This is a genomic window from Paraburkholderia sp. EG304 (genome assembly GCF_046543485.1).
GTDB lineage: Bacteria > Pseudomonadota > Gammaproteobacteria > Burkholderiales > Burkholderiaceae > Paraburkholderia > Paraburkholderia youngii.
This window is the reverse complement of record NZ_JBKGUA010000036.1, coordinates 1-23272: the sequence shown is the minus strand read 5'-3', so window position 1 is coordinate 23272 and position 23272 is coordinate 1. Positions and strand designations below refer to the sequence as shown.

20 protein-coding genes and 1 pseudogene are annotated in these 23272 nt (G+C 64.7%); 10 read left to right on the top strand and 11 right to left on the bottom strand.

What is annotated here, in order from left to right:
- Nucleotides 1-19 precede the first annotated feature (19 nt).
- Nucleotides 20-715, bottom strand: a complete 696-nt coding sequence (locus ACLFKU_RS30865; protein WP_368586710.1) for a response regulator — start codon at nt 713-715, stop codon at nt 20-22.
- Nucleotides 716-1324: 609 nt separating this feature from the next.
- Between ACLFKU_RS30865 and ACLFKU_RS30860 the strand changes: the two are divergent.
- Nucleotides 1325-2036 (top strand): annotated as a pseudogene (locus ACLFKU_RS30860) (ATP-binding cassette domain-containing protein); the annotation flags it as partial.
- Nucleotides 2037-2371: 335 nt separating this feature from the next.
- Here the strand turns inward: ACLFKU_RS30860 and ACLFKU_RS30855 are convergent.
- Genes ACLFKU_RS30855 through ACLFKU_RS30830 form a run of 6 tightly spaced genes read right to left on the bottom strand, consistent with a single transcriptional unit; the run spans nt 2372 to nt 8462 of the window.
- Complete coding sequence (locus tag ACLFKU_RS30855) at nt 2372-2764, bottom strand: Na+/H+ antiporter subunit G (RefSeq protein ID WP_410851625.1); 393 nt, start codon at nt 2762-2764, stop codon at nt 2372-2374.
- An 8-nt stretch (nt 2765-2772) separates the two neighbouring features.
- The gene (locus tag ACLFKU_RS30850; RefSeq protein WP_368586712.1) at nt 2773-3048 is read right to left on the bottom strand and encodes a K+/H+ antiporter subunit F; all 276 of its coding nucleotides are present in this window, start codon (nt 3046-3048) and stop codon (nt 2773-2775) included.
- Complete coding sequence (locus tag ACLFKU_RS30845; RefSeq protein ID WP_410851669.1) at nt 3042-3536, bottom strand: Na+/H+ antiporter subunit E; 495 nt, start codon at nt 3534-3536, stop codon at nt 3042-3044. Before ACLFKU_RS30845 ends, ACLFKU_RS30850 begins: the two co-directional genes overlap by 7 nt.
- Nucleotides 3536-5332: a monovalent cation/H+ antiporter subunit D gene (locus tag ACLFKU_RS30840; protein WP_410851624.1), complete on the bottom strand. Its 1797-nt coding sequence runs from the start codon at nt 5330-5332 to the stop codon at nt 3536-3538. Before ACLFKU_RS30840 ends, ACLFKU_RS30845 begins: the two co-directional genes overlap by 1 nt.
- Nucleotides 5329-5661 (bottom strand): Na+/H+ antiporter subunit C, encoded by a 333-nt coding sequence (locus ACLFKU_RS30835; RefSeq protein ID WP_410851623.1) that lies wholly within the window; start codon nt 5659-5661, stop codon nt 5329-5331. Before ACLFKU_RS30835 ends, ACLFKU_RS30840 begins: the two co-directional genes overlap by 4 nt.
- On the bottom strand, nt 5661-8462 hold the full coding sequence (locus tag ACLFKU_RS30830) for a monovalent cation/H+ antiporter subunit A (protein ID WP_410851622.1): 2802 nt from the start codon (nt 8460-8462) through the stop codon (nt 5661-5663). The genes ACLFKU_RS30835 and ACLFKU_RS30830 overlap by 1 nt, the downstream gene beginning before the upstream one ends.
- Before the next feature lie 347 nt (nt 8463-8809).
- On the opposite strand from ACLFKU_RS30830, the gene ACLFKU_RS30825 reads away from it, so the two are divergent.
- Complete coding sequence (locus tag ACLFKU_RS30825; protein ID WP_410851621.1) at nt 8810-10075, top strand: MFS transporter; 1266 nt, start codon at nt 8810-8812, stop codon at nt 10073-10075.
- 60 nt (nt 10076-10135) lie between these two features.
- Nucleotides 10136-11221: an asparaginase gene (locus ACLFKU_RS30820; protein WP_410851620.1), complete on the top strand. Its 1086-nt coding sequence runs from the start codon at nt 10136-10138 to the stop codon at nt 11219-11221.
- 36 nt (nt 11222-11257) lie between these two features.
- Here ACLFKU_RS30820 and ACLFKU_RS30815 read toward each other — a convergent pair whose 3' ends face one another.
- On the bottom strand, nt 11258-12250 hold the full coding sequence (locus ACLFKU_RS30815; RefSeq protein WP_410851619.1) for a chemotaxis protein CheV: 993 nt from the start codon (nt 12248-12250) through the stop codon (nt 11258-11260).
- Nucleotides 12251-12600: 350 nt separating this feature from the next.
- On the opposite strand from ACLFKU_RS30815, the gene ACLFKU_RS30810 reads away from it, so the two are divergent.
- From ACLFKU_RS30810 to ACLFKU_RS30800, 3 genes are all read left to right on the top strand, one after another.
- Nucleotides 12601-13176 (top strand): DUF4142 domain-containing protein, encoded by a 576-nt coding sequence (locus tag ACLFKU_RS30810; RefSeq protein WP_410851618.1) that lies wholly within the window; start codon nt 12601-12603, stop codon nt 13174-13176.
- 106 nt (nt 13177-13282) lie between these two features.
- Nucleotides 13283-15022, top strand: coding sequence for a tetratricopeptide repeat protein (locus ACLFKU_RS30805; RefSeq protein WP_410851617.1), 1740 nt, complete (start codon nt 13283-13285; stop codon nt 15020-15022).
- 67 nt (nt 15023-15089) lie between these two features.
- Complete coding sequence (locus ACLFKU_RS30800) at nt 15090-16115, top strand: aldo/keto reductase (RefSeq protein ID WP_410851616.1); 1026 nt, start codon at nt 15090-15092, stop codon at nt 16113-16115.
- 84 nt (nt 16116-16199) lie between these two features.
- On the opposite strand, the gene ACLFKU_RS30795 is transcribed toward ACLFKU_RS30800, so the two are convergent.
- Entirely contained in the window at nt 16200-16943 is a 744-nt protein-coding gene (locus tag ACLFKU_RS30795; protein WP_410851615.1) for an SDR family oxidoreductase, read from the bottom strand.
- Between the two features lie 118 nt (nt 16944-17061).
- Here ACLFKU_RS30795 and ACLFKU_RS30790 point away from each other — a divergent pair, with 118 nt between their 5' ends.
- Both ACLFKU_RS30790 and ACLFKU_RS30785 read left to right on the top strand, forming a co-directional pair.
- The gene (locus ACLFKU_RS30790; protein ID WP_368586723.1) at nt 17062-17952 is read left to right on the top strand and encodes a LysR family transcriptional regulator; all 891 of its coding nucleotides are present in this window, start codon (nt 17062-17064) and stop codon (nt 17950-17952) included.
- Between the two features lie 134 nt (nt 17953-18086).
- Complete coding sequence (locus ACLFKU_RS30785) at nt 18087-19619, top strand: amino acid racemase (protein WP_368586724.1); 1533 nt, start codon at nt 18087-18089, stop codon at nt 19617-19619.
- Nucleotides 19620-19753: 134 nt separating this feature from the next.
- Here the strand turns inward: ACLFKU_RS30785 and ACLFKU_RS30780 are convergent, their stop codons facing one another.
- Complete coding sequence (locus ACLFKU_RS30780; RefSeq protein ID WP_410851668.1) at nt 19754-20725, bottom strand: LysR substrate-binding domain-containing protein; 972 nt, start codon at nt 20723-20725, stop codon at nt 19754-19756.
- Between the two features lie 97 nt (nt 20726-20822).
- Here ACLFKU_RS30780 and ACLFKU_RS30775 point away from each other — a divergent pair, with 97 nt between their 5' ends.
- Complete coding sequence (locus tag ACLFKU_RS30775) at nt 20823-21836, top strand: zinc-binding alcohol dehydrogenase family protein (protein ID WP_410851614.1); 1014 nt, start codon at nt 20823-20825, stop codon at nt 21834-21836.
- Nucleotides 21837-21860: 24 nt separating this feature from the next.
- Complete coding sequence (locus ACLFKU_RS30770) at nt 21861-22286, top strand: GlcG/HbpS family heme-binding protein (RefSeq protein ID WP_410851613.1); 426 nt, start codon at nt 21861-21863, stop codon at nt 22284-22286.
- 285 nt (nt 22287-22571) lie between these two features.
- On the opposite strand, the gene ACLFKU_RS30765 is transcribed toward ACLFKU_RS30770, so the two are convergent.
- A complete protein-coding gene (locus ACLFKU_RS30765; RefSeq protein WP_368587572.1) occupies nt 22572-23054 on the bottom strand; it encodes a cupin domain-containing protein in 483 nt (160 codons plus the stop codon).
- Nucleotides 23055-23272: the final 218 nt, after the last annotated feature.

Sequence of the window (23272 nt, the reverse complement as noted above, 5' to 3'; positions counted from 1 at the left end):
TTTGCGTATAACCAGCGCCTCAGGTTGCCGATGCTTGCGCGGCGGTGGGAATCTCGATGCCGCGGCGCGCCATCTCGACGATCAGGAACGTGCGCCGCGATACATTGAAACGGCTCAACAAATCGCTGATGTACTCTTTCGCCGTGTTCTCGGTAATGCACATTTTTCGCGCGATCGCCTTGTTCGATAGTCCATGCAGCACGTAGCGCAAGGTCTGCGCGAGTCGCGGCGGCAGATTCAGCGAGTCGATCGGAATGCCTTTGCTGGGCGCCGGCGCTTGTGGGGTGTGTCCGCCTTTGCCGAGCACGCTATTGGGCAGGTACACGCGTCCGTTCAGAATTGTTTGTAAGGCTTCGCGAAATACCGCGCCGCCTTCTTCGCTGGCTTTGGAAATGAAGCCACCCGCGCCATTCTTGATGCAGTCGAGCACTGTTTCGCGATCGTCGCGCGCGGAGAGCATCACGACGTGTAACGACAGTTCCTGCTGCTGCACCCAATGCAACAACTCGAGCCCGGTGTGCTCGCGCCCTAGCTGATAGTCGAGAAAGATCAGGTCATAAGCGTCGCGCTGCAACCGTTCGACGGCCTCGTCATAGCTGCCGGCTTCATCGATATCGAGCGTCGGCTCCGAGCTGAGGATCAGGCTTTTCATCGCCGAGCGCGTTAGCCCCTCGTCTTCGACCAGCAAAACGCGGCGAAAAAACAGATTGTCCATGACACCTCCCCGGTCTTGACCATCGTAGCTCCATTGGGGGGATCTGGAATCCCTCCCTTTCGGGGGACGATCTGCTCATCGCACCTTTCTTCTCGCGTTTTGTTCCATCGATTTGATAGGCAAGTTACGCAGGATTCCGATAGACCTAGGACAGTCCCCTATACGACGTCCCGCGCTTTGTAAGCGTCGGAGGTTTCCTCCTGCCAGCAATGGTCAGCCACAAACCCGAGCCCTTTGGCTTCAAACGAATTCCATTTGCAGTCGCGCTTTTCTGCAAGAACTACACAAAAGTCCCCTATTACCAAATGTATGGAAAAGTACCCAGAAAATGTACCTGGGTAGTGCAATTTGACGCGCTACTCTGCAACGCATGCATTAGGCACCGTTGAACGCGATCTACGCATGGTTATTCTGCGTCCTCCGCAAAATATAGCGTTTCGTTCAATTGCACGGCGCCGCAATGTTTGCTTTCGGCTCTTGCATTCGCACTTCTGCGATGAAACCGGCTCGGAGGCGGCTAAGAGGAGCGAGACACGCAAGTTACGCCCTGAAAAGGTCAATACGTCACGCGCTTCAATTTTTTTTTAACCTGCCAATTGAGATGACAGAATGGCCCAAACCCTGACGTTCGCACCAGCAGACGTAGTCCATCCCGGTGCAATCAACGTGGAAGACCTTTCCGCCGCAGCGAAATCAGTCGCAGTCTCCGGGACCGATATTCTTTCGGTCAAGAATCTGTCGAAAATCTTCGGACCGAAGCCCGAGCGCGCCGCTGAACTCGTGAAGCAAGGTCTCGGTCGGAACGAGATTTTCGAAAAGACCGGCAACATGGTTGCAGTCAATGACGTCAGTCTCACCGTCAAGGCGGGCGAGATTTTCGCGGTGACGGGCCTGTCGGGTTCCGGTAAGTCGACGCTGGTTCGACTCCTCTCCTGTCGTTCGCGCTTCTGCCGAATCGCACGGTACTCGACAACATCGCGTACGGACTCGAGGTCGCTGGTCTGAAGAAGGCCGAACGGTACGATACCGCGCGTGCCGCGCTGACGCGAGTCGGTCTGGGCTCGTACGAAAAGCTGCTTCCCAGCGAATTGTCCGGCGGCATGCAGCAGCGCGTCGGCCTTGCACGCGCACTGGCCGTGAACCCTTCGGTGCTTCTGATGGACGAGGCGTTCCCGGCACTCGACCCGCTGATTCGGTTCGAAATGCAAACGAGCTTTTGCGGCTACAGAAGGAAGAGCAGCGGACCATCGTGTTCATTTCGCACGACATCGAAGAAGCCATCAAGATTGGCGGGCGGATTGGCATCATGAAGGACGGGCGTGGAGTGCGGCTATGTATGCGACGGCGCAGGTCGATACCACGGCTGCGTCACGCCAGCATCACTTCATAAGGCAGATACGCGTCCGGTACGTGACGCGCTGCTCCGCGATGTGAATGCGGTTTCACTCGATGCGGACTTGCACGAGCTTGCGTTCATCGCATTGAGCCAGGAACACGATGTACCCGTCACTGCGGAATTCAGGTTCCGCCGCGGACGACGTTCGGCGAGGCAGGGTCCTTCGATTACGTCGTGGTCGTCGGTGGAGTTCAGAAAGGAGTTTGCGTGACACGGAGCTTGCGCATCAACGTCAAGCGAAGCCCGACGCCCGGCACGCCTCACCCGTCATCGCTCTCCCGCGACTCCCCCGTATCCCCCCGTTTCGCACTCGCCCCCGTGGCAGGCGGCCGCCCCCGCGTCGCCCGCCACAGCGGCACCCCCTGCTGGGTCCCCGCCTTGGCCAGCATATGCGCACTGATCGGCGCGGTAAGAAACAGGAACGCAGGAATCAGTAACTCATGCAGGCTCGCGAAGTTGTTACGCGCGCTGAAATACACCACCGACGCGAGCACGATGCCGCCGACACCGAGCGTGGTCGACTTGGTCGGACCGTGCAGCCGCATGAAGAAGTCAGGCAGTCGCGCGAGCCCGACCGCCCCGATCAGCGTAAACAGACTGCCGGCGAGCAACAGCAAACAGACGATCGCTTCGACAAAGGTTTCCATCGGCATACTTCACGCTAGTTGAGTTCGATGATGTCGCCGCGCTGCAGGTACTTGGTGAGCGCGACCGTGCCCACGAAACCCATTACGGCAATCAGCAGCGCCACCTCGAAGAGAACCGTCGAGCGCAGGCTGATGCCGTACACGACGATCATCGCGATCGCATTGATGTTCAGCGTGTCGAGTGCGACGATGCGATCGGGCAGCGACGGACCGCGCACGAGGCGCCACAGCGTGAGCAGGAACGCGATGCCGAGGATCGCGAGCGAGATCGGAATCACGATGGCTAGCATGCGAAGATCTCCATCAACGGGGCTTCATAACGGGACTTGATCAGCGCGATGAGCGCCGCTTCGTCGTCGAGGTCGAGCACGTGCACGGTGAGGCGCGTGCGGTCGTCGCTGAGTTCGGCGCACAGCGTGCCGGGGCTCAGCGAGACCACGCTGATGAGCACCGTGAGCGCGATCTCGTGAGTGCTGTCGAGCGGCACTTCGATGAACGCCGGGCGCAGCCGCCTGGTCGGGCCGAGCACGAGCAGCGCGACCTCGACGTTGGCCACGATGATGTCGACCAACACATGCCAGGCAAGACGCACGAGCAGCCACGGCCGGCCGAAATGCATCGGCCGCAGCCACAAGCCTTCGGCGACGCGAAAAGAGATCACGCAGCCGAGCACGGCGCCGAGCAGTAGATTGCCCGGCGAGATGTCGTTCATCAGCAGCACCCAGCAGATGATCAGCAACGCGGTGAGCCATGGGTGGGGAAAGAGCCTTTTCAGCATCATCGGTTCCCCTGAATGTCGGCCGAGGGTGCGGCGGCCGCTGGTGGCGAAGATCGCGGCCCGGGCAGGATCGCGTGCACATACGCGGCGCGATCGAATAGCTGCGCGGCAGTATCGGCGAGATAGTGCCGTACCGCGCCCGCGCCGAGCGTGATCGCCACGACGCAGCCGAGCAGGACCGCGCAGGCGGCGAGCTTCGCGTTGCTGCCGCGCGGCGTGTGCTCCTCTTTGCCTTCGGCGGCGCGCGCGGCCGGCGCGGCCCATAACAGGCGCGTGCCCGTGCGGCTCAGCGCGACGATCGACAGCAGGCCTGATAACAGCACGGCCGGCCAAAGCACGACGGCCGCGCCGCTCGGCGTGGCGGCCAGCACCATCGCCTTGCCGAGGAAACCCGAGAGCGGCGGCAAGCCCGCGGCACCCACCGCGGCGATCAGATAGAGCAGCGCGGCAAGGTTCGACGGCCACGGTGCACGCGTGCGCGAGGTGGCGTCGACCGGAGCTTCGGCGTCGGCGCGAGCCGGTTCCGCGGCGAGCACGGCGAGCGCGCCGGCCGTCTCGACCTGCAGCGGCCGCATGCGCGCCCGCGTCGCCACCGCCTCGCCGTCGGGGTCGGGCGAGAAGACCGCCGCGGCCGCGTCGTCGAGCGCTTCGAGCGAGCCGGGCTCGACCGCATCGGCATCGGCATCGGCATCGGCGGAAACGGCTGGATGGATCGCGTGTGCTGTCGATGCTTGTTCGGGTTCGAGCGTGTCGGCGAGCAAGAACAGCGCGCCTGTGCAGAGCGTCGTGCTGATCAGGTAGTAGAGCAGCGCGCTCCATGCAAGCGGCGTCTGTTGCGCGATCGCCGCGATCAGCAGCCCCACCGAAACCAGCACGAGATAGCCCGTCGTGGTCTTCAGACTCGACACCGCCAGCGCACCCAGCGCGCCGAACGCGATCGTCGCGATCGCGAGCCACCATGCCCACTGATGCATGAACGAATCGAGCAAGCCGCCCGCAGCGCCGAACACGAGTGCATCGCAGCGCAGCATCGCGTAGATGCCGACCTTGGTCATGATCGCGAACAGCGCGGCCACCGGGCCGATGGCGCTGCGGTAGGCCTGCGGCAACCAGAACGACATCGGAAACACGGCGGCCTTGAGGCCGAACACCAGCATCAGCGTCGCACCCGCGAATTGCGCGAGCGGCAGCGTCTCGGGGCCGAGCCGAGCCAGACGTTCGCCCATGTCGACCATGTTCAGCGTGCCCGTGACGCCGTAGAGCACGCCGATCCCAACAAGGAAGAACGACGAACCGACGAGGTTCAGCAACAGATAGTGCAGTCCGTTGCGCACCCGTCGCGCGCCGCCACCATGCAGCAGCAGCGCGTACGACGCGATCAGCAGCAGCTCGAAAAACACGAACAGATTGAAGAGATCGCCCGCGAGGAAGGCGCCGTTCAGGCCCATCAGCTCGAACTGGAACAGCGCGCGGAAATAGCGGCCGCGCCTCGCGTCCTCGCTCGACGTGCCGAGCAGGCAGCAGACCGCGAGCACGGCGGTGAGCACCAGCATCAGCGCGCCGAGCCGGTCGAGTTCGAGCACGATGCCGAACGGCGCGGGCCATGCGCCGAGCGCGTAGCTGACGATCTCGCCTTGCGCGGCGCGAGCCATCAGCAGGCACGCGACAGGCAGCAGCGCGATGATGGCGAGCGCGTTCAGCGCACGCTGCAGGCGCTTCGCGCGCAGCGGCAGCGCGACGATCACGCCCGCGCAAAAGAGCGGAATCAGGATCGGGAGCAGGAGGACGTGGTTCATGCGCCGCGCGTCTCCTCGCCATTGACGTGATCGTTGCCCGTGCTCGCGAACGAGCGCAGCGCGAGTACCACGGTGAAGGCCGTCATCGCGAAGCCGATCACGATGGCCGTCAGCACGAGCGCCTGCGGCACCGGATCGACGTATTGCGCCCCCGCCGTGATCACCGCGGGTTTGCCGATCGCGAGCCGGCCCATGCCGAGCAGGAACAGGTTGATCGCATAGGAGAACAGCGTGATGCCGAGAATCACCGGCAACACGCGCGCGCACAGCAGCAGGTAGATGCCGCACGCGCAAAGCACGCCGATCGCGACGGCAAAGGCGGCTTCCATCAGCTTTTCTCCACGGACTGCATGTCCTTGTCGCGCACGCCTAGGTGCGAGACGATCGTGAGCGTCGTGCCGACTACCGCGCCCATCACGCCGAGATCGAACAGCATTGCCGTGGACAGTTCGATCTCGCCGATCAGCGGCACGTGCAGATGCCCGAACGCGCTGGTCAAGAACGGCTGGCCGAACGCGAGGCTGCCGAGCCCCGTGGCCGCGGCGATCAGAATGCCGAGGCCCGCGAGCGCGCGGTAGTTGAGGTGGATGCGCGACTCGGTCCACAGCACCCCGCTCGCGACGTACTGCAGCAACAGCGCGATCGAGACGATCAGCGATGCGATGAAGCCGCCGCCGGGCAGGTTGTGGCCGCGCAGGAATACGAACACCGCGACGAGCACGGTGAGCGGCAGCATCAGCCGCGCGAGGATCGCCAGCATCAGCGGATGCGATTGCGACGACCACGGCCGGCCGTCCGGCCCCGCCTCGGGCGACTTCAGACGCAGCCCGCGCAGCAGCGCCTTGACGGCGAGCCCTGCGACCACCAGCACGCTGATTTCGACCATCGTGTCGAAGCCGCGGAAATCCACGAGGATCACGTTGACGACGTTATGGCCGCCGCCGCCGGGCAGCGCGTTGGCGAGGAAGTACCGTGCGATGCCAGGCAGCGGCGCGCTCGTCATGATCCGGTACGACACGGCGCCGAGCACAGCGCCGCCCGCGAGCGGGAGCGCACCGTTGCGCAGCCGGACGGGGAGCGGCTCGACCGCGCGTTGCAGCGCGGGCAGGAAATAGACGGCCAACACGAGCAGCAGGATCGTGACCACTTCGACGGAGATCTGCGTGAGCGCGAGATCCGGCGCGGAGAAGCGCACGAAAGCGAGCGACACGAGCAGACCGCAGGTGCTCAGCATCACGAGCGCGTAAAGCGTGCGCGCACGCACCAGCACCACGCCGATGGCGAGCAACGCCATCAGCACGAGCCCGCCAAGCGTGAACGGATCGGGCGGCAGGCGCGGGTGGCTGCCGCTCCATGTGTCGAGCGCGACGAGCGGCACGCCCGGCACGATCAGCATCGCCGCGATCAGCCATGCGAGGTAGGCCGGCAGCGAGCGCGTCTCGAATACGCGCACGATCACGCCGGCGCCCTGTTCGAGACGCTGCACGAAGCGGTCGAAGATCTCGCTCGCGTTCAACTCGGTGAGCGCCGTGCGACGGTGACGGAACGTATTGCGGCGCAGGAAAAAGAGCGTCGCGCCCGCCGCGAACGACACCACGCTCATCACCAGCGGCGTGTTGACGCCGTGCCACAGGCTCAGGCTGTAGTCGGGCAGCTTGCCGCCGAGCGTGATCCACGCGGCCGACTCGAGCAGCCTGCCGATGCTTTGCTGCGGGAACAGGCCGATCAGCAGGCACAGCGCCACCAGAATCTCGACCGGCAGCCTCATGAAGCGCGGCGCCTCGTGCGGCGGATAGTGCGGCAGGTCGCGCGGCGTCTCGCCGTCGAAGAACACGCCCCACACGAAACGCAGCGAGTACGCCACGGAGAGCGCCGCCGCGGCGATCGCGATGACCGGCACGGCGAAGTTCAGCGGCCCGAACATGTTTTGCGCGAGCGTTTCGCCGAAGAACATTTCCTTCGACAGAAAGCCGTTGAGCAGCGGCACGCCGGCCATCGACAGCGACGCCACGCTCGCGAGCAAGGCCGTATGCGGCATGTACCTGCGCAGGCCGCGCAGACGGCCCAGATCGCGCGTGCCGGTTTCGTGATCGACGATGCCCGCCGCCATGAAGAGCGACGCCTTGAACACCGCGTGGTTGACCGTGTGAAACAGCGCGGCGACGGTGGACAGTTGCGTGTCGAGGCCGAACAGCAGCACGATCAGGCCGAGATGGCTGATGGTCGAATAAGCGAGCAGGCCCTTCAGATCGCGCTGGATCAACGCCATCCCCGCGCCGCCGACGAGCGTGACGAGCCCGGCCACCGTCGCCGTGTACGCCCACAGGTGGGTGCCTTCGAAGACCGGATAGAGACGCGCGAGCAGGAACACGCCGGCCTTCACCATCGTCGCCGAATGCAGATAGGCCGACACGGGCGTGGGCGCGGACATCGCGTGCGGTAGCCAGAAGTGGAAAGGAAACTGCGCGGATTTCGTGAACGCCGCGAATAGCGTGAGCAGCAGAATCGCCGGATAGAGCGGATCGTGCTGGACCCTGGCAAGCTGGGCGAGCACGTCGTTCAGCTCATAGCTGCCGCATACGTGGCCGAGCAGCAGCACCGCCGCAAGCAGTGCGAGTCCGCCCGCGCCGGTGATGGTGAGCGCCATGCGCGCGCCGCGCCGCGCGTCGGGCCGCGATGGCCAGAAGCCGATCAGCAGGAACGACACGAGGCTCGTCAGTTCCCAGAAGACGACGAGCAGCAGCAGGTTGTTCGACAGCACGATGCCGAGCATCGCGCCCATGAAGAGCAGAAGCTGCAGGTACAGACGCGGCAACGCATCGCTGCCGGCGAGGTAGTAGCGAGCGTAGATGAAGATCAGCAGGCCGATCGCGAGTACGAGCAACGCGAACATGAACGACAGGCCATCGAGGCGCAGCGACAGCGCGAGGCCGATGTCGGGCACCCACTGATGGCGCCATTGCAGCACGTCGTGGTCGGCCATGCCCACGCGTTCGCTCAGCAGCAGCGCGCAGCCGAACAGCGCCGTCGCGAACGCGATCCAGGTGCTGAGCGCGGCGGCTCGCTGCCTCGTGAGCGCGATGAGCGCCGCGGCCATGAATGGAAGTAGGACGAGCCACGCCAATACCATTCGATGCCCTCCGGGAGTTCGAGTGTTAGGCGGTGTCGCTGGCCGGTGGCGTAGGCGTGAATCGCACCTGACGGGCGGCTGCCCAACGCACACAATCATAGCCGCAACCGGGTCGGCTTCTCGCATCGATGCATGAGGCATCGATATATGCAGTCGAACGGGCCGAGAACCAACCGATCTCCGATCATGCCGCCAGATCATTGCGCTAAGTCTTACGACGTGAGTATAGAAACGGCCTCCCATCACGCCGCCCACGCCAGCCGCCTTCCTGCACGCCCCCAGATCTTGCTCTAAACTAGCGCCCGCCCAATCCACGCCGCGATGCACCCCGTCACGAGCAACGACCGATGCCCCCAGCCTCCACCGATCCCGCCGATTCCCCGCATTTCAGTCTGCCAAAACACCCGCCGTTCCAGCGTTTCTGGTGCACCCGCATCCTGTCGTCGCTGTCGTTCCAGATGCTCGCCGTCGCGATGGGCTGGCATGTCTACGCGCTCACGCATAGCGCGTTCGCACTTGGCCTCGTCGGTCTCGCACAGTTTCTGCCGATGTTTCTGCTGACGCTCGTCGTCGGCCATGTCGCCGATCGTTACGATCGCCGCCGCATCGCCGCCGTCTGTCAGAGCCTCGAAAGCGTCGCTGCATTGCTGTTCGCGATCGGTACCTTCAGCGGCTGGATCAGCGCGCCGGTGATCTACGTGCTGGCTGCCTGCGTGGGCGCATCGCGCGCGTTCGAATCGCCGGCCGTGTCGTCGCTGCTGCCGGCCGTCGTGCCGCGCGGCTATCTGCCGAAGGCGACCGCATGGTCCACGTCCGCCAATCAGACCGCGCAGATCGCCGGGCCCGCGCTCGGTGGCCTGCTGTACGGCATCGGTCCCGGTGCCGCGTATCTCGCGTGCACGCTGTCGTTCGCGGCCGCCGCCGCGTCGGTGTGGAGCATTCCGCTGCAAGTGAAGCCGGCGAGCCGCGCGCCCGTCACGCTCGAATCGATCTTTTCGGGGATCGCGTTCATTCGCCGCGAGCCGGTGATTCTCGGCGCGCTGTCGCTCGATCTGTTCGCGGTGCTGTTCGGCGGCGCGACCGCGCTGCTGCCGATCTTCGCGCGCGACGTGCTGCACGCGGGCCCGATCGGTCTCGGCCTGTTGCGCTCGGGCACGGCGATCGGCGCGCTCGCGGGCACGATCTGGCTCGCGCATTTTCCATTGCGCAACCGGCCCGGCGCGGCGATGTTCGGCGGCGTGATCGCGTTCGGCATCGCGACGATCGTGTTCGGGCTGTCGCATCAGTTCCTCGTGTCGCTGCTCGCACTGATGGTGCTCGGCGCGTCCGACACCATCAGCGTGGTGGTGCGGCTGTCGCTCGTGCAACTGCGCACGCCCGATGAAATGCTCGGCCGCGTCAGCGCGGTCAATTCGCTGTTCATCGGGACGTCGAATCAATTGGGCGAGTTCGAATCGGGCCTGACTGCCGGATGGTGGGGCGCGCAGCCGGCGGTGCTGGTCGGCGGCTGCGCGACGATCGCGATCGCGCTGTTGTGGATGCGATTCTTTCCCGAACTGCGGCACACGCGCACGCTGGAGCGAGAAGAAGAAGCGCTCGCGGCGAGCGCCTGATCGAATGCCGGGCCTTGGGCGCCATCGCCCGATCGAATAAACGACGCGGAGACGATACCGATGAGCCAATCCGAACTGCATGCTGCCGCGCCGGTCGCGGCGACGATCTATCGCGGCGAGTCCGTCGAGAACACGCATCTGGCGCATGTCGCGGTCGTCGATGCGGACGGCCGTCTACTGTATTCGTTCGGCGACGCCGCGCGCGTGACGCTCGCGCGTTCCGCGGCGAAGCCGGCCCAGGCGCTCGCGGTGCTCGAAACCGGCGCGCTCGAACGTTGTGGTTTCGACGAAGCCGATCTCGCGCTGATGTGCGCATCGCACAGCAGCGAGCCGCGTCATATCGAACGCACGCGCGCGATGCTCGCGAAAGCGCAGGCGAGCGAGGCCGACCTGCGCTGCGGCGGTCATCCGCCGTTGTCGGATGCGGTGTACATCGACTGGATCCGGCGCGGCTTCACGCCCACCGGCGTGTGCAGCAACTGTTCGGGCAAGCATGCGGGCATGCTGGCCGGCGCGCGTTCGATCGGCGCGGCGCTGGCCGGCTATGAACTGCCCGGGCACCCGTTGCAGGTGCGCGTGAAGCAGACGGTCGCGAGCGTGTGCGATCTGCCGGACGACGGCGTGCAATGGGCGATCGACGGCTGCAATCTGCCGACCCCGGCGTTTCCGCTCGACCGGCTCGCGCGTCTGTTCGCGAAGCTCGCGGCGGCACAGGATCGGCAGGAAGCCGAAGCTGCCGCGACGCCGCCGCGCACGGCCGCGCTCGCGCGCATCTATCGCGCGATGACGTCGCACCCGGAACTGGTCGGCGGGCAAGGGCGCTTCTGCACGCTGCTGATGCAGGCTTTCGATGGCGCGCTGGTCGGCAAAGTCGGTGCGGACGGCAGCTATGCGATCGGCGTGCGCGGGTCGCGGCAAACCGCTCGGCTGGGTGCCAAGGGCGCGCTAGGCATCGCGCTGAAGATCGAGGACGGCAATGCCGCCGCGCTCTACGCGGTCACTGCGGAGTTGCTCGCGGTGCTCGACATCGGCACGCCTGAACAACGCGCGACGCTCGACGGCTTTCATGCACCGAAGCGGCTCAACACGATGGGCGTCGAGATCGGCCGGATGGATTTCTCGATCGAACTTGCCGCGCATCGTTGAGCGCGGCGATTCGCTTCACCGCCCGGCTCGCGAGACTCAAGCCGCCGTCGCTTTCGCCGGCGCGCAGCCCAGCGCTTGACGGATCGCATCGGCGAGCTCGCTCGCCGCGAACTTCGCGACATAGCCGTTCGCGCCCGCGTTCTTCACATGCGCCTCGTTAGCCGCGCCCGTCAGCGACGAGTGGATGAGCACCGGAATATCGCGCGTGCTTGCATCGGCCTTGATCTGGCGCGTCAGCATGAAGCCGTCCATCTCCGGCATCTCCAGATCCGTCAATACCAGCGCGATGGTGTCTCTCGCGCGCATGCCTTTTTGCTGCGCTTCGCGTGCGATCTCCTGTAGCGTCTGCCACGCTTCTTCGCCGGTCTTCGTCATGATGTAGTCGGCGCCGATCGCGGTGAGCGCCTGCTCGATCAGTTTGCGCGCGAAGCCGGAGTCGTCGGCGGCCAGGATCTTCGCGCCGGGGCGGATGCCGAGCGCTTGACCGACCGAGGCCGGATCGACGCTCGGATGCTGCGACGGGAACACGTCGCGCAACACCTGCTCGACGTCGATCACCTGGGCGAGCCGCGAGTCGCCGGTATTGCCGTCGATGCGCGCGATGCTCGTGACGAGCTTGCCGCCCGCCGAGCCATCGGCCGACAGCACCTGGTTCCATTCGAGCCGCACGATCTCGTCGACTTCTTCGACCGCAAACGCCTGCGTCGAACGCGCGAATTCGGTGACCAGCAGAATGTTCAGGCCGCGTGTCGGCTCGCAGCCCATCAGCCGCGGCAGGTCGATCACGGGAATGATCTGCCCGCGAATGTCGACCGCGCCCATCACGTACGGCGACGATCCGGCGATCGGCGTAATGGTCGGCATCGTCGAGATTTCGCGCACCTTGAACACGTTGATCCCATACAGTTCGTGCGCGTCGCTGCCCGGCACGTGGCCAAGGCGGTATAGCAGCAGTTCGAACTTGTTGGAACTCGTCAGGTTGCTGCGTTCGGTGTGGCGCTCGTGATTGGCACGGTGGTCGTCTGCCATCGGAATCGTTCTCCAGAATTGCGGTGCTGAGCGGTGCTAAGCGGTGCCTGTCTCTGGTTATCGGCGCCGATGGCGAAAAATTCAGCACTGCGTCGCAGTGTCGAGCGGCGCGCGTGATTGGCGCGGACACGCAAACGTGTGCGCATTCATATGAGGGTTACCTAAGGTTACAGAAGCGACAGCAGCGTTTCACCTGCCCGACGGCATGGCTTCTAGAATCGGCAGCGATAAAAGCGTGGCGCCGCGCTGGGCTCGCAAGCAGTCCGCAGCGTTTTGCATCGCACGCTTCGTTCGCGGCGCACACGTGTCCTTCGTTTTGCTTTCAGATGCTTTCAACTCAAGGAGAACGTATGATCCGCCTGCCTTCCGTCCCTTCTGTCGCTATTGCCCGCATCGCCGCTGCTGCCTGCTTCGGCGGTCTTCTGACGGCCGCCTCGGTGGCCAGCGCGCAGAGCGCCGCGCCCGCGGACGCAGTCCGCCTGCATGCGGCCGATCAGACCTTCATCGCGGACGGCACCAAAGCCGTCGCGACGCAGCGCGATGCCGCGCGTATCGCCACCGCGCGCTCGGCCGATCGCGACGTGAAGGCGTTCGCCGAGCGCGTGTCGGATGACGACGCGAAGATCACCGACGCATTGCGCGCGGCGAGTCCGCGCGGTGTCGACGTGCCGAAGAACGATCCCGACGAGGCCGTGCTCGCCAGCATCAACAATCTGCGCGGCGCCGATTTCGACAAGAGGTATATCGAGCAGGTCGCGCTCGCGGGTGAGCAGAAAGCGTTGTCCGCGTTCCAGGCGGAAATCGCAGCGGGCCGCGACGAGAAGTTGAAGGCCGCGGCGAAGCAGGCGCTGCCCACGATCCAGCAGCACTACGCGATGGCGCAGGAACTCGCGAAGCGCAAGCATCTGTCCGTGGCCGCGCAATAAGCGGCGGCGCGACGCAACACGGCGGCGGTACTTCGAATCGAGGCTTTTCAGCGATAATCGTGCGCTTCATCCGACGATTCTTCGCGCCTTCGATTCCAGGTACCGCATGAGCAAGCAAGCCAGTCTGCCGCAACAGTTGGACCATCTGCTTCGACAAGCCGTCGCGCTTCAACAGAACGGCGCGCTCGTCGAAGCAGAGGAGATGTATCGCGAGATTCTCGAACTGAAGCCGAAGCACGGCGACGCGTTGCGCTGGCTCGGCGAACTCGCGCTGCAAACGGGCCGTTTGCAGGAAGGCGTCGATCTGCTGAAGAAGGCGCTCGCGGTGAACGCGAGACAGCCGGCCGTGCATTCGAATCTCGCCTATGCGCTGAACGCGTTGCAGCGTCATGACGAAGCGCTTGCGTGCGCCGATCGGGCGCTCGTGATGCAGCCGAAATTCGCCGATGCATTGAACAATCGCGGCAACGCATTGGCGGCGCTGAACCGTCCGCTCGAAGCGCTCGCGAGCTACGAGGTCGCGGTGTCTATCGTGCCGGAGTTCGCGCCGGCCTGGAACAATCGCGCATGCGTGCTGCGCGATCTCGGCCGTTACGCCGATGCACTCGATAGCTGCGACCAGGCGCTCGCATTGCAGCCCGGCTATCCGGATGCGTGGAGTAATCGCGGCAACGTGCTCGGTGATCTGAACCAGCCGCACGAAGCAGAGCGCTGCTACCAGCGCGCGCTGGAACTCTCTCCTGGTTTCGTCGATGCATGGAACAACCTCGGTCTCGCGCAGATCGATCTGAATCAGCGCGAACAGGCGTTATCGAGCTATCAGCGCGCGCTTGCGTTGAGTCCGGCGTCGGTTGAAACGCACTGGAACCAGGCGCTGTGCCTGCTGCAAATGGGCCGCTTCGAGAGCGGCTGGCGCGAATACGAATGGCGTTGGGAGCGTAGCCGCATCAAGGCCGGCCGGCGCGCGTTCGCGCAGCCGCTGTGGCTCGGCGATTTTCCGCTCGACGGCAAAACGATCCTGCTGCATGCGGAACAGGGCCTTGGCGACACGCTGCAATTCTGCCGCTATGCGACGCTCGTCGCGAAGCTGGGCGCGAAGGTCGTGCTCGAAGTGCCGGGTCCGTTGTTGCGGCTGCTGTCGACGCTCGATGGTGTCGATCAGTTGATCGAAGCGGGCCAGCCGTTGCCGCGGTTCGATTGTCATTGCCCGTTGCTGAGCTTGCCGCTTGCGTTCCGCACCGACGAAGCGAGCATTCCGGCAGCCACGCCGTATCTTTTTGCGCAGCCAGCGGCCGCCAATGAATGGCGCGAGCGTATCGAATCCGACGGCAACACCAATGCGGATCGCAACGCAATCAAACCGCTGAATGTCGGCCTCGTATGGGCCGGCGAGAACCGCGCGCATGTCGCGGAGCTGCGCAAGATCGATGCGCGTCGCTCGCTCGCGTTCGAGCAATTCGCGCCACTCCTCGACGTGCCGAACGTACGCTTCTTCAGCGTGCAGAAGGGCGCGGCCGCAGCGCAACTCGCGGAAAGCGCCTACCGTGAACGCGTCGCCGATTACACGGAGCTGCTGCACGATTTCGCCGATACCGCCGCGCTCGTCGCCAGTCTCGATCTGCTGATTTCGGTCGACACGTCCACCGCGCATCTGGCCGGCGCGCTAGACAAACCGGTCTGGATTCTGAACCGCTTCGACACCTGCTGGCGCTGGCTGCTCGAACGCAGCGACACGCCGTGGTACCCGTCCGCGCGTCTTTTCCGTCAACCGCAGCTCGGCGCCTGGGACAGCGTGATCGACGCCGTGCGTGATGCGTTGGCCGATCTGAGCGCGTCGCCTTCATGACGCGTTTGCGCCGACGCGCGTAGACTGAATCTCCGTTCATCGACGGCAATGCCACGGAGATTCTGCAATGGAATACGGACATCTGGGTGCATCGGGTTTCAAGGTGCCGGTGCTGAGTTTCGGTACTGGTACGTTCGGCGGCAAGGGTGAATTTTTCGAGGCGTGGGGCGCGACCGACGTCGCCGAAGCGCGGCGTCTGATCGACATCTGCTTCGACGCGGGCGTCACGATGTTCGACACCGCCGACATCTATTCGAAGGGCGCGTCCGAGTCGGTGCTCGGCGAGGCGCTGAAAGGCAAGCGCGACAAGGCGATCCTGTCGACCAAGGCGACCTTCCGTTTCGACGGCGATCCGAACGGCGTCGGCTCGTCGCGTTTCCATCTGATCAACGCAGTCGATGCGGCGCTCAAGCGTCTGCAAACCGATTACATCGACCTGTTCCAGCTGCACGGCTTCGACGCGAAAACGCCGATCCCCGAAGTGCTGTCCACGCTCGACGACCTCGTGCGGGCGGGCAAGATCCGCTATGTCGGCGTGTCGAATTTCTCGGGCTGGCATCTGATGAAGTCGCTCGATATCGCCGACCGCTACGGCTATCCGCGCTACGTCGCGAATCAGACCTACTACTCGCTGGTCGGACGCGACTACGAATGGGAGCTGATGCCGCTCGGCGTCGACCAGGGCGTGGGTGCGGTGATATGGAGTCCGCTCGGCTGGGGGCGTCTGACCGGCAAGCTCAAGCGCGGCCAGCCGCTGCCCGAGACGAGCCGTCTGCACAAGACCGCCGACATGGGGCCGCCGGTGCCGGAAGAGTATCTGTTCCGCGTGCTCGACGCGCTCGACCAAGTCGTCGCCGAAACCGGCAAGACCGTGCCGCAGATCGCGCTGAACTGGCTGCTGCAACGGCCGACCGTCGCGACGCTGCTGATCGGCGCGCGCAACGAGGAGCAACTGCGGCAGAACCTCGGCGCGGTCGGCTGGAATCTGACGGCCGAGCAGGTCGCGAAGCTCGACGCGGCAAGCGCGGTGCGCCCCGCGTATCCGTACTGGCATCAGGAAGGTTTCGCGGAACGCAATCCGAAGGCGGTTTGAGCGGCGGATCGATCGCGTTCCAGGCGCCGCGGCGGGCGCCATGCGGTGGTCCAGCGCGGCAGCACGCTGGACCACCGCATCCCATCAAGCCAAACCGCCATTGGCCCGCAACGTCTGCCCATTGACCCAGCTCGCATCTGGGCCGACCAGAAACGCGACCACGCCCGCCACGTCTTCCGGCTCGCCGAGGCGTTGCAGTGGCGGCATCTTCGCGAAGGTTTCGATCTGCTCGTCGGTCTTGCCTTCGAGGAACAGCGCGGTCGCGATCGGTCCCGGCGCGACCGCATTCACGGTGATGTTGCGCCCGCGCAGTTCCTTCGCGAACACACGCGTGAACGCTTCGACGGCCGCCTTGGTCGCCGTATAGATGCCGTAGCCCGGCAGGTTCAGCGCAAGCACGCTGGTCGAGAAATTGACGATGCGTCCGCCGTCGTTCAGGCGCGCGGCCGCTTCGCGCAGCGTGTTGAAGGTTCCGCGTACGTTGATGTCGAAGGTCTGGTCGTACAGCGCGTCGGACGTGTCGGCGAGCGGCGTGGGCTTCATCACGCCCGCATTGTTGACGAGCACGTCGACCTTGCCGAGTTCTCGTTCGGTGATCTCGAACATGCGACGCACGTCGTCGGGCTTCGACACGTCCGCTTGCACCGCGACCGCCTTGCCGCCGGCTTCGCGGATCGCGCCGACGAGCGCGTCGGCCTCGCCCGCGCTCGATGCGTAGTTGACGGCGACCGCGTAGCCGTCCTTTGCGAGCCGCTGTGCGATTGCCGTGCCGATGCCGCGCGATGCGCCGGTGACGATGGCGACTTTCGGTTGTTGGTTCGTGCTCATGATTCGTTTCCTCACAGAAGGTGGTGGATCGGTGAGGTGAATGATGAGCGCTTTCCGCGTCGTGATAATCCGGTTAGACTCGCCATCATCATTCCATTCGCTTTAATAATCCGCCGATATGGACCGTTTCGAGGAAATGCGGGTGTTCGTGCGGATCGCCGAGCGCCAGAGCTTTACGCGCGCCGCCGACGATCTGCAAATCCCGCGCGCGACCGTCACCAACCTGATGAAGCGTCTCGAGCAGCGGCTCGGCGCGCGGCTGCTCGAACGCACGACGCGCACGGTACGGCTCACGCCCGACGGCGAAGCGCACTACCAGCGCTGCGTGCGTCTGATCGCCGACATGGAGGAGGCCGAGGGGGCGTTCTCCAATGTTGCGCCGAAGGGGCTGTTACGCGTGAACGTGCAGGGCACGCTCGCGCGGCATTTCGTGGTGCCGGCGCTGCCCGCGTTTCTGGAACGCTTTCCCGACATCGAACTGATGATCGGCGAGGACGACCGGCTCGTCGACCTCGTGCGCGAGGGCATCGATTGCGTGCTGCGCGCGGGCGTGCTGCAGGATTCGTCGATGGTCGGGCGGCGCGTCGCGCAGCTGCAGCAGGTGACGGTCGCGAGTCCTTCGTACCTGGCCGCGTATGGCGAGCCGGCCGATCCCGGCGCGCTGTCGACGCATCGCGCGGTCAACTACGTGTCGAGTGCGACCGGCAAGCCGCTGCCGCTCGAATTCCGCGTCGACGGGCGGGATACCGCGCTCGTGTTGCCGTCGGCGGTGTCGGTCAGCGGCGCAGAACTGTACGCGGGCGCGGCGATTGCCGGGCTCGGCATCGTGCAGGTGCCGCGCTACCGTGTCGATGACGAACTCGCGGCGGGACGGTTGCGGATCATTCTGGCGGACTATCCGCCGCCGCCGATGCCGGTGTCGGTGCTGTATCCGCAGAACCGGCAGTTGTCGTCGCGGGTGCGGGTGTTCGCGCAGTGGCTGCGGGAGATTTTCGAGCCGGTGAGTTGAACCAGCGCAAACCCAAAGGTGCTTTGACGTGGTTAACCCCTGGACATCTGCGTCTCGCATAGTGTCATTCTCAAGCGCGCAGAAAGCCACCCGCGAGCGAGGGTGGACGCACAGAACGACCGGGGGATCTGACCATGAAGCGTTTTCGTTCGCTGGGTGTGGCGACTGGCGCGGCCCAGTTCGCCAGCGCCGACATCCTCGGCCGGCTGAGCACGGCGTCGCGCCGGCCAGGTGCCGCGCGCCCCTTCGATCTGATTCTCGAACCGCGCTCGTGGCCCGGGCTCGCGGCGCCCGATGCGACGGACGCGCGGTTCAAGATCCACGTGCTCGACACGATGCGCGCGTTCGAAAAGCGCGGTGTCGATGCGATCGTGCTGCCATGCTTTCTGAGCCACACCTTCATCGACGAACTCACGGCCAACGTCGCCGTGCCGGTCGCCAACATCATGACCGCGTTGTCCGAGCACGTGCGGCGCACCTATCCGTCGGCGCGGCGCGACGGCGCCCGGCGCATCGGCGTGCTGACGTCGGCGGCGATTCGCGCGAACGGCCTGTTCGAGCGTTACTTCGAAGCCGGCCAGTTCGACGTGTGCTATCCGCGCAACGACACTGGTTTCGACTGTGTGACGAGCGCCGTTTTCGGCGACGAGGGCATTCGCGCTGGCCGCCTGCACGGGCGGCCCGTCGAATTGCTGTGCGCGGCGTGCGCGGACCTGGTCGCACAGGGCGTCGACGTGATCGTGCCGGGGCTCACGGAAATCGGCCTCGTGCTGGGCGCGCTCGGGTGCATCGAGGTGCCGCTCGTCGATTCGAACCAGGTGTACGCGCGCTATGTCGCGGCGGCGCAGTATCCGCAGCCGCAGCGGGCGTTTCGCCTCGGCGTGGTCGGCGGCATCGGGCCGGCCGCGACCGTCGATTTCATGGCCAAGGTCGTGCGCAACACGCCGGCCTCGCGCGATCAGGACCATATCCGGATCATGGTCGAGCAGAATCCGCAGATCCCGGACCGTACCGCGGCGCTGTTCGGTCGCGGCGACGATCCCACCCTCGCGCTGTACGCGGCCTGCAAGACGCTCGAGGAGGGCGGCGCGGATCTGATCGCGATTCCGTGCAATACCGCGCATGCGTTCGTCGAGCGGCTTCAGCCGGCGCTGCGCGTGCCGATCGTCAATATGCTCACCTGTACCGCCGATTATCTGCGCGAGACCTTTCCGGAGCTGCGCGAAGTGGGCGTGCTGGCCACTTCGGGCACGCTCGCGAGCCGCGTCTACGAACAGGCGCTCGACGCGCGCGGCCTCGTGCAGATCGCGCCGTCCGCGGCCGCGCAAGCGCGTCTGATGAACGCGATCTATGGGCCGCGCGGCGCGAAGGCGGGGCATACATCGGGCGAATGCTGCGACGACCTCGCGGCGGCCGTCGACGATCTGGTCGCGCGGGGCGTGCTGGTCATCGTGCTCGCTTGCACCGAGTTGCCGTTGCTGTTGCATGAGCAAGCGCTCGCGTGTGCGGGAGGGCGGGTGGTGCGGCTCGTCGATCCGACCGACGTGCTGGCGAGGCGTTGCGTCGAGTATGCGCTTGACGACAGTGCCACACGCGGGACGCGGGTGGGTAGTACGGTGCTGGCGGTGGCAGGGTGCGCGTCGCCGAAGGAAAGCGCGGTCGGCTAACGAAGTATTGTCGTCGCCGCGCAGTGATTCGCCGCATTCCCGCAGATCGAGGCGCAAGGATACGGAATTGGTGAGGGGCTGTCGGACTCAGTACGGCCAACAGACGACCTTCGCGGGCAACGACGTTCGGACATTCAGACGTCCGTTGCGCCCTGGAGGCGGCCATTTAAATCGCGAGTACGGCCTGAGTGCCCTCTCAATGGATAGCTGGCGAGCAATGCAGCACATCGCTCCTGCAGGAAAGCATGCAACGCGTTGATCGCCGGCGACAGTTGCGCACGGTGAGCACAAATCAGGTGCAGCGGCGCAGGTTCGCAATACTCCGGGGGAAATAACTCCACCAGTCGACCTGCCTTCAGATCGTCGATGAGGTCCAGCCGCGACTTATAGACAAGTCCTTCCCCGGCTATCGCCCAGCGACGGACAACATCGGCATCGTCGCTGATGCGATTACCCGTGACTGCCACGGTGCGATCGCCACCAGGCGGGGTAAAGCACCAGCGTTCGTGTATCTGCTCGCTCCAGACATACCGAAGGCAGTTGTGTCGCCGCAGGTCCTCTACTTTGGCCGGTGCGCCATGCCGCTCGAGGTATGACGGCGCGGCACACAATGCACGTCGGTTGTTGTCGACCAGCCTCATGGCCAGAAGAGACGAATCAGCTAGCGCTCCGTAGCGCACGACGGCATCCAGCGGCTGGCGGATCAGGTCGGCCGCCCGGTCGCTCATTTTCAGGTGCAGCGACAATCCAGGATGCAGGTGCTGAAATTCATCGAGCCACGGCAATAGCAGGTTTCGACCAAAGTCAGACGGAGCGGACAGCCGCAGCGGCCCGGTCAGCGCCCCCCGGCTGTTTGCCAGGGCCTGCTCGCCTTGCTCCAGCGCACCAATCATGACCCGCGCATGCGGCAGATATCGCTCCCCGGCGTCCGACAGTTGCATGCTTCGCGTCGAACGGGTGAACAGGCGCGTGTCCAGCGCCCTTTCGAGTCGCTGCACTGACGCACTCGCATGGGCGGGCGCGATATTCAACTGGCGCGCCGCCTCCGAGAAGCTGCCGTAGTCCACCGTGTGCACGAAGATCTGGACGTCATCGAGTCGAATCATTTTCATTGAAATGCCGAAACTGTTTGAGCTTGGCGCGTATTTATCCGTATATCGACGAAAGATAACATGGTCTCATTGCCCCTTGGAGACCACGTGTATGAAAGCCATCGGCTTCTATCAGAACCATCCCATCAGCCACCCGCAGGCGCTGCAGGATATCGAGCTGCCGACACCGGAACTGCGCGACCACGATCTGCTGGTGGAGGTGAAAGCGCTATCGGTCAACCCGGTCGATACCAAGATCCGGCGCGGTGGAGATGTTCCGGAAGGCGGTGCGCGCATCGCCGGCTGGGACGCGGCGGGAATCGTCCGCGCGACCGGTCCGCTGGCCACCCGCTTCAAGCCAGGCGACCGTGTCTGGTACGCGGGGGACATCAAGCGGCCCGGCTGCAACAGCGAACTGCACGCCGTGGACGAACGCATCGTCGGACCCATGCCGACCTCACTGGATTTCGCAGAAGCCGCTTCGTTGCCGCTGACCGCGATCACCGCGTGGGAACTGCTGTTCGACCGTCTGCGTGTTCAGGCAGCGGATCCGACCGACAACAACGTGCTGCTCGTCATCGGAGCGGCGGGCGGCGTCGGCTCGATTCTGACCCAACTGGCACGTGAGCTGACTGGTATGACCGTCATCGGCACGGCCTCGCGGCCGGAAACCCGCGAGTGGGTGCTGGCCCATGGCGCACATTACGTCCTCGATCACCATCAGCCCTGGGCAGCTCAACTGGCCGCGCTCGGTATCGAGCACGTCACCCATGTTGCGGGGTTGAACAACAGCGCCGCCTACGTGCCTCAGATCGCCGCCGTGCTGCGCCCGGAAGGCCAGTTCGCCCTCATCGACGACCCGGTGGGTCTGGACATCGGCCCGTTCAAGGGAAAATCCATCTCGATTCACTGGGAGCTGATGTTCACCCGCGCGATGTTCACCACCGACACCCTCGCGCGGCAACAAGCGTTGCTGCGCCGCGCGGCGCAGCTGGTCGATCTGGGCCGCCTCAAGCACACGCTGACCCGCCGCATTGACGGCATCAACGCCGCAGGTCTGATCGAAGCGCATGCGCTGGTCGAGGCGGGCAACATGATCGGCAAGGTCGTCGTCGCCAACCACTGAACCCTTCTGAGAACGAGCATCAACATGACATCGCAAATCATCAGCACGACAACGATCAGCCTGGAAGCCGCGCAAGCACTGCTGGCCGAGGCGCGCCGCGCCTGCGCCGCGCGCGGATTCGCCGCGACAATCGCCATTACGGACGCGGGAGGTCACCTGCGCGCTTTCGAGCGCGCGGATACCGCCCCGTTCCTCACCGTTGGCGTCGCCATTGACAAGGCATGGACCGCCGCATCGTTCGGCATGGCCACGCACCAATGGAATCAGTACATGGCCGAGCCCGCCGTTGCCCCGCTGGCACACCATCCGCGGCTGACGCCGGTCGGCGGTGGCGTACCGATCTTCCACGAAGGGCATCTGGTTGGGGGCATCGGCATTTCTGGCGGCGCATCCGTTCAAGATCATCAGGCCGCTGAGGAAGCGCTGCGTAACGCAGGGTTTCTGCAATAGACCGTGCGCTACCCATGAGGCGCCGGCGCGGATGACCGGATCACTTCGATAGCTGCCGCCGAAGCTGTGGTTGCTCAAGCGGCGGTTCAGGGTCGACTGCGGTAGTTCGCCCAGAGGTCATGTTGAACCATGCGGGCTGTTAGCAAACTGCCGGCGTCGGCCAAGAAGCGTCATTCGTCCGCACCATTGCGCGGACGGTCAGATGTCGGATCCAACCAGCAAGCGGCCATTCAATTCGCGTGGACGAATCATGCTTAATCGCCATTGCGGTCATCCGCGTAAGCCTCAGTCCGGCATCCCGTTATGGTCGCCGAGTGGTCTAGCGGGCCAGTCCACCCAGCGGTCCTCGCGGGTAAGTTCGTACGCTTCGTTGAGCGGGTAACGAATACGGTTGTCGTCGCGCGGACGTTCGCCGATCACCATCAGCCTGACTTCGTCGTTCGTATTGTTGATGAAGGTGTGGCAGATTCCGGTGCCTGCCGGAAACGCGACGGAATCGCCTTCAGCAATGGGATGCAGCACGCCGTCGATCCAGACGTCGGGCTTGCCCTCGAGCACGTACACGAACTCCTGCTCGGTACTTTCGGCGTGCGGATATGACGTTCGCCGGCCGGGCAGAAGCCTCACATGATGAATGCCAATACGCGTAATGCCGAGTGCGGCGGAAAGCGGCGCGTCTAGCGCCATTGGCTCGGTATCGCCGCGATAGGAATGCGCATCCGGTTCTTCGAGTTCAGTCCAGTGTTTGATGAAATCTGGTCGGCTCATCGGTCGTTCTCCTCTAGGGCGAACATCGATGATAGCGGTTTAGAAACGGTTTCAAAAAGGCTTTGTAGGGGCTGTTAACCCATAGCACAACCTGTAATGGGATGGTCACCCCCTCCCCGCAGCAGGGGTACTCTGCCGGGATTCCTTGGGAGATCTGCCATGCAAAACGTCACATTGGTCGGTATTGATCTGGGTAAGCACGCTTTTCACCTTCATGG